Here is a 15,823-nt window from a genome sequence, read left to right as displayed (position 1 = left end):
AACAGGTGATATAAATATGGGACAGGCCGAGTTAGAAAATAAACTCTCTGCTATTGTGCCGGATACTGCATTTAAACTTGATGAAAGAAGTACGCTGGATATTTTAAACTGGCTACAAGAATACGCTAAAAAAATCCCTTTCGATCAAGAGAAAAAACAGTTCTGGGACAGTTTTTACTTTATTCAAGCAAATAATCCGCAACAATTAGCGGATATTTACCAAAATGTAAATAAAGCCGATGGCCGATTACCTGCCCATCAAGCTTTTGTTTTGGCTTTCTTAACGTTATTAGAAACAACCAACCGATTATTAAATACCTTTCCGGCCCGGCACCGTGATCTTTATTACCGGGAATTATTAGGGCTGAAACCTAAAAAAGCCCAAGCGGATCAGGTTGCGCTAGGAATTACCCTCAATCCTGACAGCACAGAATCGCTGATAGTCCAAGGCACACTGTTTGACGCCGGGCAAGACAGCGCCGGCAATCCGTTACACTATGCATCAGATACAGATTTACTGGCGAACCAAGGGGAACTGACCGACCTATATTGGTACCGAAAAGATAAAGATGGCTGGCAATCAGCAACCCCACTGAACCGCTCAGATAATTTGGCATTACCCGAAAACGGTATTCGGCTTTTTAGCCCAACGGCCAATGATGTTCCGGTGCTGTCCGGTTACCTGATTACCTGCCCCTTGTTTGCCATGTCGGCAGGAGAACGCCGGATTAAAATGACTCTGGCAAGCGCATGGACGGGTAATGCTGATCACATCACCGCGACAATCAGCGCAGGAGATCATTGGCTCTGCTTGTCAGTAAAATCTATCGACAAAACCACGATGGAGCTTGGATTATCATCCAGTGATGCCGCTGTCACTGCCCCTGATGCCCTGGATAATATGGCGTTTAATGTACCGGCATTAAAACTGGGTATCACTCAAGGCCCTATTCTGCCGGAGATTACAGGCATCGAAGTCAGTATTAATGGCAACCGCAGTGTGCGCTATGCCTCTGACAACGGTATTGAACAGACGGATATCGCCAGCTTCCCGTTTGGTCAATCCCCGTCGCTGGGTTCCGGTTTTAATCTGGTTGCCCCGGAATGGTATGGCTCTGAAAACGCAACATTGACGATTACGCCTCAATGGGTTGGCTTACCGACAAGCAGTTTTTCAACATGGTATGGCAAATATAATCCGAAGCCTGCCAGTAATGGGGTGTTCAAAGTACAAGGTTACTTAGTCACATCTCAAAAGAGAGACGCTCTCAATAACGCTAAATCTCAGTCATTATTTGGTGGAACAGGCACCCCACAAGGACAAAGCCTGACATTGACTTTACCAGTGATGAATTATCCCCTTGCAGACAGCCCATCCCCCAACGAATGGCCGGCATCCGTGCGCATAGAGTTGGCTGAACAGGATTTTATGCACGCCCAATACTGGCAAAATCCCACGGATAAAAATGTCCCCTATACCCCGCAAATCAGTGCATTGCAGGTACAGTTCAACGCTAAAGCCAAACCTGAGCAATTCACTGTTTATCCTCTGACCCCTTTTGGCCGAGCCGAGGCAACAGCAAAAATGCCGACACTCACCCATGAAGCCTTCTATTTAGGCTTTACAGGCGTATCACCGGGACAAATTCTATCCTTATATTGGCAATTAGCAGGGATTCAAGCCCTCGCTTTATCTTGGTTTTATCTCAACAACAGCAATAGCTGGAACAAATTAGATGAATTAGTTGACGACCAAACCCATAACCTGTTTGACCGGGGTATCTGGCGTACCTTATTACCCCAAGATGCGGCAAATCAGGCCCCTCTGATGCCGCCGGGACGCTACTGGCTAAAAGCTGAGATAACGGCTCAGACCGATCCTCAGGATTACCCCAGCATTAAAAGTCCGCTATATAACGCCACGACAGCGACTTTAGTAAATGCCCAAACCATTGAACAAGCTCATTTTATCAACGGATTGGCCGCTGGCAGCATTAAACAGCCAACCAGCACATTAGTCGCAATCAGCAACGTCACCCAACCTTGGGCCTCCTGGAACGGTCGCCCGCCAGAAACCGAGCAAGCTTTCCTGACACGTCTGCCCGCCCGGTTATCTCACCGTAATCGGGTACTGAGTTGGGGCAACATTGTCACCTTATTAAAAGAGCAATTTGTCAGCCTGTTTGACGTCAAATATCCTTCTGCCAATGAATTAACCAAAATCCCGGCACCAGAAATACAACGACTGATTGTGATCCCTAACAGCCGTTACAAAGATAACGATGATGTACTACGACCCAAATTAAACCCTGCCCGGCTGGCAGAGATGGTCGAATGGATCAAACAACTTAGCAGTCCCTGGGCAACGATTGAAATTAATAACCCCTCCTACGTTGACGTTAATGTGGACTACCAAGTGACCTTTATCTCAGGGATTAACCCCGACTACGGCCATCATCAGCTACAACAGCAATTAAGCCGAAAATATATGCCGTGGGGCGAGAATCCGACTATCGGCGTGACAACCGGTAACCGTATTGACTACTACCAACTGTTAGCCAACATCCAACAATCGCCTCTGGTGGAACGTGTCACCCATTTAAGGATAACCATTGCTAACCGGACCACCGGTGCCATAGGTGAAAGTATCGAAGCTGCCGATGATGAAGTGCTGATTTTGGTCTGGTCAGAGAGGCAGCCCTTAAACCAAGGAGTTAACTCATGAGTCATCAGGATGCCCTGTTTCCCATCGTCAAAGATGATATTACCTTCGATGCTTTACTCACTCAGGCCAAAACAGTCATTGAGCAGCAATCCGGCCAATGCTGGAGCAATACCAGTGAAAATGATCCCGGTATCACTTTATTGGAAGCCTGTTGTTATGGTGCATCTGATCTGGCTTACCGTCATTCATTACCGCTGAAAGATCTTCTAACCCCCAAACCTGCGGAACAGATACCCGGCGACGGTATTTTCCCTCAGGAGTTCGGCCCACAACAAACACTGACCTGTGGCCCGATCACGGCAGAGGATTATCGCCGGGCTTTATTGGATTTACATAGCAACGACACAGTTAATGAGACAAACAACGGTTATTTTTTCTTTAATGATGTCCAACTGATCCGTGAACCTGAAGAACAACGCTATAAATATTGGTATAACAAACAGGAACGTAAATATACCTTTAACGATTTGGGTGCCGACGGCAAATTAACCTTGAGAGGAAATTATTGGCTTTATTTACTGCCTGGTCAGGAAACTCAGGCTGATAATAAGCTGGCTCAGCAGAAGCTCAACGATTTCCTAAAAAATAACCGTAACTTGGGGGAATCCGTCAGCAAAATTATCTGGCTGCAACCCATCAATTTCCTCTTACAGATTGATATTGAACTTAATGATAACGTCATCGATATTCCTGATATCTTCGCTCAAGTTTATAGGGCGGCGGAACAGATGGTGCTGGAAAAGCCCGTGCGCTATACCACTCAAGCCATGAAAGATCTGGGCTACAGTAATGAAAAGATATTCTCCGGCCCTTATTTACATCACGGCTGGATACCGACATTATCTCAAGCCAAAAATTACACTGGCACTACGGTATTAAATCTCAGCCATCTGGTTAACCGACTATTAGCGATTAACGGTATTCAGAGTGTCACCCGGCTAGCATTAGCTCATCCCGACAAAACCATTACGCCATTGCCGGATGATAATTGGTCCTGGGAGATTGCTCAGGGATATTACCCGAGATTATGGGGTAACGATCCACTGGCATTAATTACCTCACCAGATAGCCCACTGACTATTACCGCCAAAGGCGGCGTTAAAATTGTTGTTTCTAAACAAGATATCGAGGAAAAGCTTATTGCAGAGCCGCTGATCGATACACAGCCGGAATTACTGGATTGGGGTAAACATCGTAAAGTTCTGGATTACTACCCGGTGAGTAATAAATTACCCGCCTGCTATGGATTACAGGCCAAAAAACCTACGCCACAGCAAGTACAACTGCACCAATTTATGCTCCCTTTTGAACAAATGCTGGCTAACGGCTGCGCTGAACTTGCCCTCTTACCGAAACTCCTGGCTTTTAAACAACGGGGGGAAACCGTATATGGTGTGCAATGGCCTTTTAAAGCGGGTACGGTCAATTACAACGTGCATCAACAGATCACCTCTGACTTAACCGCAAAACTAAACTACGATTCACAAATCTATATTAATGATGACATTCAGAGGTCCAACTATATAAAAGAACTGGAAATCTTAGATCATCTATTGGGTTATTTTGGCGCTCAACTTGCCGCCAGACCACTTACCCTCGATTTTCAGGATTTTCTGGATACCCAACGCGGTTATTTAGCCCAACAACCGGAACTGACCTATCAACGTAATAATATTCGGATTGATAAAATATCGGCACTACAAAAACGGATTGCTGCCCGGTTAGGTTTAGGCGGGGAATGTTTCAGTGACACGCCTGATCTGGCTAATTTGCCATTCTATTTAATTGAACATCGCCAATTACTACCGGCAAAACCCGATATCCAATTTAATACTAAGCAAAAGCCTGATTCTCTGGTGGTTGAAGATGATCAATTAAGAATCACCCAAAAAGGGACAGCAGGCCGCTTATTGCAAGGGCAGGTCATTAACCTGATCATCACTGACAATGATAGAGAATTTACCTTGCGGGGTCAGATGATCACTGAAGTGTCAGGAGAGACATTCTCCCTTAACACACGCAATAGCTCGGGTCTAAAGCACAATCTGGAAAGAATACTGGAGGCATTTGAGCAAAACAAATTGTTCTGGCAAAACAGCCCAGTGTGGTTGGAAGATATGGATTATCAACTGGTTTATGCCGATGCCACATATCAAAATGCTACCGACGATCAACGTTGGATCACCTCCAGCGCCCAAAGCCCCTTCCCGGCCATGATTGAAGAAAATGACGAAATCACCCTGAAATATATCATTACGCCATCTGGACCATCCCAAAAAACATTAGCCCGTACAGTTCAAGCTGAACCGAAACCCGAATATGAACTCAAAGCACGTGTCATTAAATTTGATCGTATTCAAGGCAAGATATTAATTAAACGCAACCAAGAGTCACGGGATAATTTTCCGCCCGAGACAGAAGCATGGCGCTATCGCTGGTATTTCTCCAGTGAAAAATATGCCCTGGCTGATCGTTTTTCATTTGTGGTTAGCGTGGTAGTGAATCGCCTGTTAATTGAGAGCAACAAAGTTGACCCTTATAAACTGGAAGCCTGGGTAAAAACGGAGATTCTCTCTGAATTTCCCGCACATATTTCGATGATTATTCACTGGTTATCACCGAAACATTTTGAAGATTTTGCCAATACCTATAAACGCTGGCAAAACAATGATGCGCCTTTAGGGGACGAGGCATACCATATTTTAGAGACCTTAACCCTGGGAAGATTACCTTCCGCTGCAACCGGTATTGGCAGTATGCGAATTGCCACCGAACAGCAACGTATTGAGGTCATTGGTGAATCGGGCGATCAATGGCATGAAGAAGTGATAAAAGATAATCAGCTATTATATGTTCCTTATACTAAAACGGTAGTATTGGTAAATATTGACTTAAATAAAGAGAATAATAAAGAAACGACTGTTTCAGAACTTCTGTATCAACCGGTAGAGAATAAAGGAAAATTGGTATTTTTAACTGATAACAGTCAAATAGGCCCTGAATATGCCGTACTGAAATCAGATAATGCATGGACAGATTACCATATCAAAGTGAAAAAGAATAAAAATGGGGTTATTACCGATGAAATATTGCATATTAAAGGAAGAAAGAAAATCGGACTTAATTTATCATGGACGGCAATGAATTTATATGATCTTGATGCAGATAGTCGCTGGTCATTCTATTATGGATTTGTATTAGGCGATAACCCAGATCTGTCTGGTGCATTATTCCACACCGAAGAACCGCTTATTTTATCACTCAATTACATATCTGACCCTAATGACCTTAAAGGAGAAACACGGACAAAATTCAGCTTTAATTTTACGTATGATGGAAATAACCCTTAATAATATATACCCTTCATCTTTCAAGCTGCTGCTTTGTTGGCTGCGTTCACTTACCCCAGTCACAGAGTTATCTATGCTCCTGGGGATACGTTCTCTTGCCGCCGCACTGCAACTTGAAATCTATTGGGTATAAAATAAATATCTCACTGATTCATACCTCAAAACATTTCAACAATTTCGCTATTATTTGAATATATTTTAGTATAATAGCAAACATAATATAAGGTGATAAAAATGGTAAAAAAATATAACCAATATAGTTCAGACGCTAATCTGGAAAGTACGAACATTCAATCAACAGGACCTTCCGTCGGTGATTTGAAAAACCGTTTTAAAGAGGGCAGTATTCCATTACAGACCGATTATGCCGATTTGATTAATATTGCCGATATCGGTCGTAAAGCCTGTGGTCAGGCACCACAACAAAATGGGCCAGGAGCAGGATTAAAACTGGCTGATGACGGTACACTGAATTTAAAAATGGGCACGCTTTCCAGCCAAGACTTTTCTCCATTAATACTCGAAAAGGACATTTTATCTGTAGATCTTGGTAGCGGTCTGATTAATAAACCCAATGGAATATGTGTTGGTCAAGGTAATGGCATTGTTGTCAATAATGATAATGTCGCGGTCAAGGCAGCTAACGGTATTACCGTTAATAGTAGCGGTGTGGCAATCAAACCCAATAATGGCATCAATGTTGATACTAATGGCGTCTCTGTAAAATCAAAAAATTCCACGATTAAAGTCGAATCTACCGGGATATCGGTAGGAATTGGTTGGGGAGTAAAAATAGGGGGTGAAGGATTAGATATTAAAGCCAGTAATGGGATTAAAGTCGATGGTAATGGTGTTTCAGTCAAAGCCGGTTTCGGTATAACGGTTAATTCAGACGGTGTTAATATTGATGCCAACAAATTACTTTCCAAAGGAATGATTGTGATGTTTTCTGGTAGCAGCGCTCCTAGCGGCTGGGCTTTTTGTGATGGTAACAACGGAACCCCAGACTTAAGAAGCCGTTTTATCATGTGCGGTGAAACTATTTCTGAAACAGGGAAAAGCAGTAATAAAGCCAGTGGAAGTGGGAGTGGAAAAAACTTTTCCAGAAATACAACATCAACTGCGGTTTCGGTCAATGTTAGCGTGCTAAACACAACATTAACAGAATCACAAATACCCAAGCATAAACACATTGAGAGCCTGCCTTATTATACCACTCTGGGATTCGCATATGATCATACGACTATAGGAGCAACTAACTACAAAATAGACAACTCAAGTAACGGGCTTATATGGAAAAGGATATCTGGGCCAGACTATCATCCATACACATCAGATATAGGAGGTGGACAAGGACATAATCATAATGCATCAGCCTCATCGCCTTCACATACTCATAACGTTGATGTCGTTCCGCCTTATTATCTTTTAGCTTTTATTATGAAACTCTAACTTCATCCCACACAGAAAGACTAAGAGCCTATCTCAATAGGCGTAATTGTTGCAGGCAGTTTGAACACGGACAGCGCGGAAAAACCGGAGCGTACACGTAGTACGTGAGGATTTTGAGCACTGCCCAGGTTCAAAATGGCAAATAAAATAGCCCTATTGGGATAGGTAGTTAAATTATCTAATTTTTTACTCATTACCAAGGATATATTGATATGACTTCGGAGCCAAATCTGTTAAATCGGATTACCATTACTATTGAAGCTAATAATCAACAGGTGGCTAAAAAAGTATTGCATGGCTCCCTGCTTAATCAGGCCAGTATAAATAAATTACTCAATTCATATTTTGATGAATATGATATTTATCAGGATATCGCTTTAGAGAAATTAACGCTGGACCTTGGTGAAATAAGTTCCCATGATTTTAATTCATTATTCCCGGCTCGCCTCAAAGTTGCGCTGAATAAAGCGCTCAACCAATATCAGACCAATAACCCTAGGGAAGAAACTCTACTGAATAAACCCACATCCAATAAATTTACCGACAGGACTTATTTATCCAGTGAAAATCATTTAATTGATGCAGAGAATTTCATTCATTTCTTATCTCAAAAAGGTCCGCAATTCAATTCAATGGAGGTCATAACGGATAATAAAAATAGCGACATCAAGATTAAGCCATTAATCAATCAATTAATGCAGATAGAAAACCGATCAGCATTATTATTAGCGAAAAGCTGTTTATCTGAACCGGGTCTACAACGGCTTTTAGCTATCAGACAACCGGCCTTATTAGTCGCCATTAACCGCAGATTATCCGCAAGAATAAACAAACCACAACATCAGGAGGAGCGTGTCTCCTCCGGGCAACTGATACTTAATGCACTGGAATATATACAGCGGCATAATACTCAGGAAATACCTAAACCTGATGCGAAAATCATCTCGCGTATTACCACTGAACTCGATAACGGTGTACTTAACGCGGCACTTGTTATTACATCATTTCGCCAGGCGATAACCCGCAATATTCCATTAAACAAGATTCCATTAAATCGTTGGCTAAAACAACTCTGGCAAACCGTTTCTGTTTCACAGCTTTGCAAAAAGCACCTGCCCGCTGACGAATACCAATATCTATTGGCATGTTTTACGCTAAACCACACGGATAAAAATATATCCGATAAAAAACCAACCATGACTCCCGTTGATATTTCCAATATTCAGGCATACCAACACTTGCCGAAATATTTTACTGCAAACAATGCAGACAAGAATAAATCTGATACAGAATCAACCATGAGCAACATTAATTTTTCAAATGTTCAGCAACATCTGACCAATCAGAAAGTTATCACCCACGATCAGAGAATAGTATCAGCACCCGATAAGACACCTATTATAGGCAATCATTATAACCCACATCAAACTAGCAATAAGTCTCACTCTGGACGGGCTTTATTAACGGATAAAAATACACCTGATAAAAAATCAACCATTACTCCCGTTGATATTGCTAACATTCAGACATACCAACATCAAGCCAATCAACCCATCATCACCGATGATCAAAAAATAGTATCAGCACCCGATAAAACACCGATTACAGGCAATCATTATAACCCACATCAAACTAGCAATAAGCCACACTCTGGGCGGACTTTATTATCGGAACAATCCCTGCCATACCCGATAAATAATGCCGGCATATTAATTCTGTGGCCGATGCTACCCACACTATTTAATCAGCTTGGTCTCCTTGAGAAACAGAAATTTATTCATCGTCAAGCCCAGCTCAATGCTGTTGATTTACTTGACCATCTAATTTGGGGAACCGAAGAAAGACCAGCAGAAAGAAAATTACTGAATTACGTTCTGTGTGGGCTAATAGCCGATAAAGATATTGAATCAATCCCTATCGAACCAGAAAAACAATTGATAGCAGATCAATGGCTGGATGCGGTGACAGGCCAACTTACCGGCTGGAAAAAATTAAGCCGTAATGATGTCCGGCAATTGTTTTTACAACGACCGGGTGAATTATTGACAGATGAGCAAGAAATTAAAATCACAATACAGCAACAGCCATTTGATGCGCTACTGATCGATTGGCCGTGGCCATTAAATATCGCCAGACTTCCCTGGCTGGATCGCCCTTTACGCATCGACTGGCAAAATATTTAGAAGGTTTATATGGATTACCTACCTACCCATAACCACCATATAGTGGCAGAATCACATTGGATTTATCCCCATTTGGAACGTATTGATCTGCGGTTACAGCATTATTATTACCAAAAGAGTGACAAATACGATTCCTTGCCGGAAAGTTTTTTACTTGCCGAAGATGAATTAGATCAGCGCTTGAAAAAACCACAGGGCATTCCCCATTGGCTAACGAAACCGAATGATATTGTTATTCTGCCAGAAACAGAAAAAAGTCCAACTATTGATCCATTGTCAATTGATCCCTTGTCAATATTAGTTGATCGTTTTGAACTGACTGAATTTGAGCGAGATGCCTTACTATTAGGTTTATTACCCCATTTTGACAGCCGCTATCATGCGTTATTTGCTGCTCTGCACGGTAGCAGTAGAAAACAGTGGCCTAATTTTGCTTTAGCAATTAACCTATTCAGCCAACGCCAAAGTGATCGACAATTACTGCAAAACAGTTTCTTACCGCAAACACCATTAATCAATAATCAACTATTACGGCTCAATAATCACGAAGAACCTATTTGGCTACAGACGCAATTTTTAACTCACAACGCGGTCTGGCATTTTCTATCGGGCCAGCAGGTCATTCTACCACCGCTAATAACCTGTGCTTATTGGCATTCTCCTGCCTCACATCGTTGGTATCCTCAAGCCCTTTATCATTCATTCGAAAAAGTATTATTGAATCAAACCGACGAAATACGTCCATTGGTCATACTCAGAGGAAAACAGGACAGCGCCAGAGAATTAGCGGTAAGCCATATTATGGCATCTCATAATATAAGGACTTTAACTCTTGATTTAGCCCGCCTGCCCGACGAAGACAATATAACGGTAATAACTAACTTACTGACGGATGCTGTGCGGGAAGCCCGGTTATATGATGGCTGTTTATTAATTCGCAACTTTTCTTTATTCACAGAGAAAAAGAAAATATTAAATAATGAATTATCCACTTTACTGAATCAACCCAAATTACGCGTGGTTTGTCTGGCAGAACCACAAGACTCATTAATCTGGATTAAACATCTGCCAATGGTACAAATTGATATGCCCGCCGCTACTCTGGCAGACAAAAAAACCATGCTGGAAGCCAGTTTACCGGATAATATCGTTCAGAAAATCAATATCCCTCAATTATGCCAACGTTTTTCATTCACCGCAGAAACATTACCGCTCATTCTTAAAGAAGCACATCAATACCAAATACTCCGACAACCAGCAGGTCAATTGGAAGAAACCGATCTACGTAAAGCATTAAGTCTCCGTGCTCAACAAAATTTCGATAAATTAGCTCAGCGAATCACCCCCAAACGCCGCTTTAATGATTTAGTCATTTCAGATGCATTAACACAACAATTAAAAGAAATTATTGCCGCCATTCATTATCGTGACCAAATTCTTAGTGCTGGCTTTCAGGAAAAAATCGGTTATGGTACCGGCATTAGTGCACTATTTTATGGCGAATCCGGGACCGGTAAAACCATGGCTGCCGAAGTCATTGCCGGTCATCTTGGCGTTGATCTGGTTAAAGTCGATCTCTCTAGCGTGGTGAATAAATATATTGGTGAGACGGAAAAAAATATCTCCCGTATTTTCGATCTGGCCGAAGCAGATTCCGGCGTACTATTTTTCGATGAAGCCGATGCGCTATTTGGCAAGCGTAGTGAAACCAAAGACGCCCAAGACAGACACGCTAATATTGAAGTTTCTTACCTATTACAACGACTGGAAAATTATCCGGGATTAGTCATTCTAGCCACCAATAATCGCAGCCATTTAGACAGCGCATTTAATCGTCGTTTTACCTTTATTACTCGCTTTACTTATCCCGACGAAATGTTACGTAAAAAAATGTGGCAAACAATCTGGCCTGAACAATTGCAATTATCTGATGAACTTGATCTTGAACATCTGGTTAAACGCACTGATTTAACCGGTGCTAATATCAGAAATATTGCTTTATTAGCATCCATGTTAGCGAAAAATGATCATTGCGAACAAATCGAAAACAAACATATAGATCGAGCGGTTACTCTCGAATTAAACAAAACTGGCCGGCTAATTTTTTAAAACCTATACCTTATAGATTTCAAGATGCATCGCGGCGGCAAGGGAGCGAATCCCCGGGAGCATAGAGAACTATGTGACCGGGGTGAACGAGCGCAGCCAACAAAGAGGCAACTTGAAAGATGACAGGTATAACAAGATTGGAGTCAACATGACAACGATAATTGCTTCTGACAATGCTATTATTGAAATTAACCAAGCATTAAATACTATTTTATCCCAGTATTTAAATATTAATGGCAATAAAATTGATATCCGTTTTGATCTACCCGAAATTAACTCCATTCAACCAGAACCGACAGTAAGCGTATTTCTTTACAATGTACACGAAGATTTACAATTACGCTCTGCTGAACCAAGACGTTATAATCCAGCAACCCGTTCATTATTACCCGGCTGGGTAAATATCAATTGTAACTATTTAATTACTTACTGGGATGCGAATAAACCATCGAGCGACAGCTCCAGTCCAGACAGTCAACCTAATAATCAAGCCGCACAAGTCATGACACGGGTTTTAAATGCCTTAATAAATAATCGTCAATTAACCGGCATTCCCGGTGCCTATACCCGGGTTATTCCACAACAGGAAAATTTAAATAGTTTGGGTAATTTTTGGCAAGCACTTGGCAATCGCCCACGCCTCTCTTTATTATATTCCATTACCGCACCCATGAAACTCCAAGATATTAAAGAAGATATTACACCAATTAGCCAAATTTCCGCTTCTGTGGATCAGAAGCCAAATTTGGATAATTCACAAATCAATCAAGCTCTGGCAGATAAATTGTGTACCGATTTAGGTGGCACCGAAGATATTCGCCTTGCGCTGGCTAAAGTCAATTTGATCACTGAATTTTCGACAGTCAATAATGAAAGTCTGGAAAATAAAAACGTGATCCTTCATGTTTCAGGCATTACCCATTCAGATTATTTAGCTAAAATAAAGAATATTCTCTCAACCTGGAAAAATAGTCAGAATGCCGTAATTAAGATAAACGGCATAGGTATTATGATTGTTGAAGAAAATGCTGATAAATTAATTGGAATTTAGGATTAGCCTATTGTGATAGGTAAAATGCACTATATCACAATCATTTCCATACATTAAACATTCAATTCCCATACATTAAGGTGATGATATGCCAAACAAAAAATACAGTGAAAATACTCATCAAGGAAAAAATCCTCTAATGAAATCAGAGGCGAATAATGAACATGATCTACAAAATTCCCCATTAGGCATCGGATTGGATTTAAATAGCATGCTGGTAAATCGCTCTACCAGTTTAAGCCAAATCCAGGATTATTCATTTTGGAAAGAAAACATTTCCGAATATTACAAATGGATGGTTGTCGTTGAATCTCATTTAAAACAATTGGACTGGACCTTAAAATCAATGGATTCGCCTGAATCTGCCGGAACTAACGTAGCCAAAAATATGGGCGTTACTGCACTACAATCTCTATTAAATACCGGAAGCAGTATAGCCGGTGGCGCTATTGGAGGAGCCATAGGGAGCGCGATAGCACCGGGTGTTGGCACTATAGCTGGCGCGGGTATTGGCGCATTAGCCGGAACCGGATTAAATTACCTTAATGACACAGCTATTGATAAATTAAGTAAGAAATTTAAAATCGCTCATCCTTATCCTAAAACAAGAAATATGATTTTTGATATCAATAATTACGATAAAAACCCGATCATTAAAGCAATCAAAAAAAACGTCAACAAAGACAACTTAAAAGTCACGGCGGGCAGTTCATTAACATCAAAACTTGTAGGAACAATCACCTCACCAATAAAATTTCCTGCCTATAAACTTGCTGATCTGGCTATATCACATCATAGGGCATTAGAAGGACTCAGCAGTGATAAAGCCAAACATATATTAGATTTCACCAATAGTATCCGTGAAGTTCTTACTGAAAGCCATTCCGATGCCGTCGCATTTATGCGTAAAAATTATGGCGATAATGCAATGGATCTTCCTGGACTTTCTTCTAAAATAAAGGGGGAAAAATTAACCTTGAATACATTAGCAAAGAAAAAAAACAAAATAGAAAATAGAATTAATAGCATCAATAAACAAACATTGAAAGTTTCTTCAATAAGTCGAAATGAATAATTAATCTGTATTAACTCAGATTGACCAATACCACAGAATTAAGCTCGTTAATCCTCTTAACGAGCTTATACCTGTTATCTTTCAAGTTGCCTCTTTGTTGGCTGCACTCACTCACCCCGGTCACATAGTTATCTATGCTCCCTTGCCGTCGCGATCCATCTTGAAATCTATTGGGTATATTATCATTCTGTTGCCAGTAAAAATAATCCCGCCAGCAATTCTGCCCCCTCTTTTACCATTTCCAACAATAAGTTACCTTTAAAATTCACCTAAAGTAAATCTGATAAACAAGCGCTATACAGAAAAATAACAAAAAATTATTTACATAACAAATAAATATTTATTAAAAATAATTATTTTCAATATGTTCATTTGATTTTTTCATGGTAATACTAAAATATCATAAATTCTGTAATATAGAGTTAATTCATACGACTTCTGCCTAATAGATTTCTTACTTCAAACTACCTGATAGGTGAATATATGATAGAACACGAATATAGCAAAGAAGAAGAGCAAAAAAGACAACAATCCAAGCCAAATAATGCGACTCATGATGAAAGTAATCTTCCATTAGAACTAGAGAAGCATTCTAATGCCAGGACATCTGCCACTGCGTATAGCAAATGGTTCACTTATGAAAATGACATGGAGGTGGAACTGACTACAGAAAGAGTAAGAGAGATATTCTCAAATAAACAACCTAAAATTATTATTGCCGGTGATGGACACAGAAGCCCACCATTTCAATATGCAAAGAATATACCTGATGTTAATAGTAGTTTTGATTCTGGAACTCTTCAACTTTATATTGAGGCAACAGATGAGCAGATCAATAAAAATAATTCGGAGTATATACCAAAAGAATTTATGGCAAAACCAGGACTGTTGACGAATAGAAATAGGCGAGCTGGAATTGTTGGATGGGAGAATTCAGAGTTATCTAATACTATGGAAAAAATGCGTGATCTGTTGGATGACTCAACACGTAGGAAGTTAACAAAAGAAGAAATTTCTTCATTTTATGAATTACATGAGACCGCTATTCATCATTTTTTTCGCCCCGAATTTAGTCAGTTACGTAATGAATTTTTCGAAATTATGGCGAAAGTCGTAAGTAACAATGTATTTCTTAAAGCTGGAAGTGACGCGGAATCAAATAAAATCACTAAAGAAATGATAGATTTTATTGCAGTTACATGGCGTGATGAATATATCAATCCAACGTTAGCAGAGAAAATTGCAAAACATGCCGCTGAAAAAGAAAATCATACATTTATTGTCTCTGTAGGGGATGCTCACCTCAGTATTAATCCTATGCAAGAATATTTAAATAAAATGAGGAATAACGGTGAATTCCAACACCAAATTATATTTACCCGAGCTCAAATCCCCATACTTCCTGATAATGCGAAAGGGGGAAATAAAAACGGATAGATATGTGAAATAGTAAATTGTATACCCTATGGATTTCAAGATGGATTGCGGCGGCAAGGGAGCGAATCCCCGGGAGTATATATAACTATGTGACCGGGGTGAGTGAGTGCAGCCAACAAAGAAGCAACTTGAAAGATGACGGGTATAAATATTAGACTAACTATGAAACGCTAATAGCATATTATTAATATAAAAACTTGGGAGAATAATTAGGCTTACTCCTTATTATTCTCCTTGCTAAAACATCCATGCATCATTGTTTTACTTTATATATTTAACTTATCGGTAAAACGATAAACATAAAAATAAAACCAATTTATTTATCACAATCAATAAAAACATCTCATTAATTACCCTCGATTTGTCGCGATTAAAACTGAATAGTCTGAAAAACAAATAAAAAACCTGCCAATAAGAGATAATAAGGTCATCAATATTATT

Annotated in this window: 8 protein-coding genes; all 8 read left to right on the top strand. The window is 40.3% G+C overall.

The window, feature by feature from the left end; genetic code table 11:
* Positions 1 to 16 precede the first annotated feature (16 nt).
* The 8 genes from EAE89_RS13930 (at position 17) to EAE89_RS13890 (ending at position 15,382) form a co-directional block, all read left to right on the top strand.
* A complete protein-coding gene (locus tag EAE89_RS13930) occupies positions 17 to 2,725 on the top strand; it encodes a hypothetical protein (protein ID WP_214086073.1) in 2,709 nt (902 codons plus the stop codon).
* On the top strand, positions 2,722 to 6,075 hold the full coding sequence (locus EAE89_RS13925; protein ID WP_214086072.1) for a hypothetical protein: 3,354 nt from the start codon (positions 2,722 to 2,724) through the stop codon (positions 6,073 to 6,075). The genes EAE89_RS13930 and EAE89_RS13925 overlap by 4 nt, the downstream gene beginning before the upstream one ends.
* Before the next feature lie 234 nt (positions 6,076 to 6,309).
* Complete coding sequence (locus tag EAE89_RS13920; RefSeq protein ID WP_214086071.1) at positions 6,310 to 7,527, top strand: tail fiber protein; 1,218 nt, start codon at positions 6,310 to 6,312, stop codon at positions 7,525 to 7,527.
* Positions 7,528 to 7,739: 212 nt separating this feature from the next.
* A complete protein-coding gene (locus EAE89_RS23640) occupies positions 7,740 to 9,710 on the top strand; it encodes a contractile injection system tape measure protein (protein WP_244866452.1) in 1,971 nt (656 codons plus the stop codon).
* A gap of 9 nt (positions 9,711 to 9,719) precedes the next feature.
* Positions 9,720 to 11,819: an ATP-binding protein gene (locus EAE89_RS13905; protein ID WP_149617217.1), complete on the top strand. Its 2,100-nt coding sequence runs from the start codon at positions 9,720 to 9,722 to the stop codon at positions 11,817 to 11,819.
* Between the two features lie 148 nt (positions 11,820 to 11,967).
* A complete protein-coding gene (locus tag EAE89_RS13900; RefSeq protein ID WP_054479919.1) occupies positions 11,968 to 12,870 on the top strand; it encodes a Pvc16 family protein in 903 nt (300 codons plus the stop codon).
* 88 nt (positions 12,871 to 12,958) lie between these two features.
* A complete protein-coding gene (locus EAE89_RS13895; RefSeq protein ID WP_214086070.1) occupies positions 12,959 to 13,945 on the top strand; it encodes a hypothetical protein in 987 nt (328 codons plus the stop codon).
* 483 nt (positions 13,946 to 14,428) lie between these two features.
* Positions 14,429 to 15,382: a hypothetical protein gene (locus EAE89_RS13890; protein WP_214086069.1), complete on the top strand. Its 954-nt coding sequence runs from the start codon at positions 14,429 to 14,431 to the stop codon at positions 15,380 to 15,382.
* The last annotated feature ends 441 nt before the right edge of the window (positions 15,383 to 15,823 follow it).

The organism is Photorhabdus heterorhabditis (assembly GCF_018448905.1).
GTDB lineage: Bacteria > Pseudomonadota > Gammaproteobacteria > Enterobacterales > Enterobacteriaceae > Photorhabdus > Photorhabdus heterorhabditis.
The sequence above is the reverse complement of the archived record's forward strand: the minus strand, read 5'-3'. Positions and strand labels throughout refer to the sequence as shown.

Excerpts from the sequence above, each read along its gene's own strand:
- EAE89_RS13930 (WP_214086073.1), top strand. The coding sequence starts at position 17 with ATGGGACAGGCCGAGTTAGAAAATAAACTCTCTGCTATTGTGCCGGAT.
- EAE89_RS13925 (WP_214086072.1), top strand. The coding sequence starts at position 2,722 with ATGAGTCATCAGGATGCCCTGTTTCCCATCGTCAAAGATGATATTACC.
- EAE89_RS13920 (WP_214086071.1), top strand. The coding sequence starts at position 6,310 with ATGGTAAAAAAATATAACCAATATAGTTCAGACGCTAATCTGGAAAGT.
- EAE89_RS23640 (WP_244866452.1), top strand. The coding sequence starts at position 7,740 with ATGACTTCGGAGCCAAATCTGTTAAATCGGATTACCATTACTATTGAA.
- EAE89_RS13905 (WP_149617217.1), top strand. The coding sequence starts at position 9,720 with ATGGATTACCTACCTACCCATAACCACCATATAGTGGCAGAATCACAT.
- EAE89_RS13900 (WP_054479919.1), top strand. The coding sequence starts at position 11,968 with ATGACAACGATAATTGCTTCTGACAATGCTATTATTGAAATTAACCAA.
- EAE89_RS13895 (WP_214086070.1), top strand. The coding sequence starts at position 12,959 with ATGCCAAACAAAAAATACAGTGAAAATACTCATCAAGGAAAAAATCCT.
- EAE89_RS13890 (WP_214086069.1), top strand. The coding sequence starts at position 14,429 with ATGATAGAACACGAATATAGCAAAGAAGAAGAGCAAAAAAGACAACAA.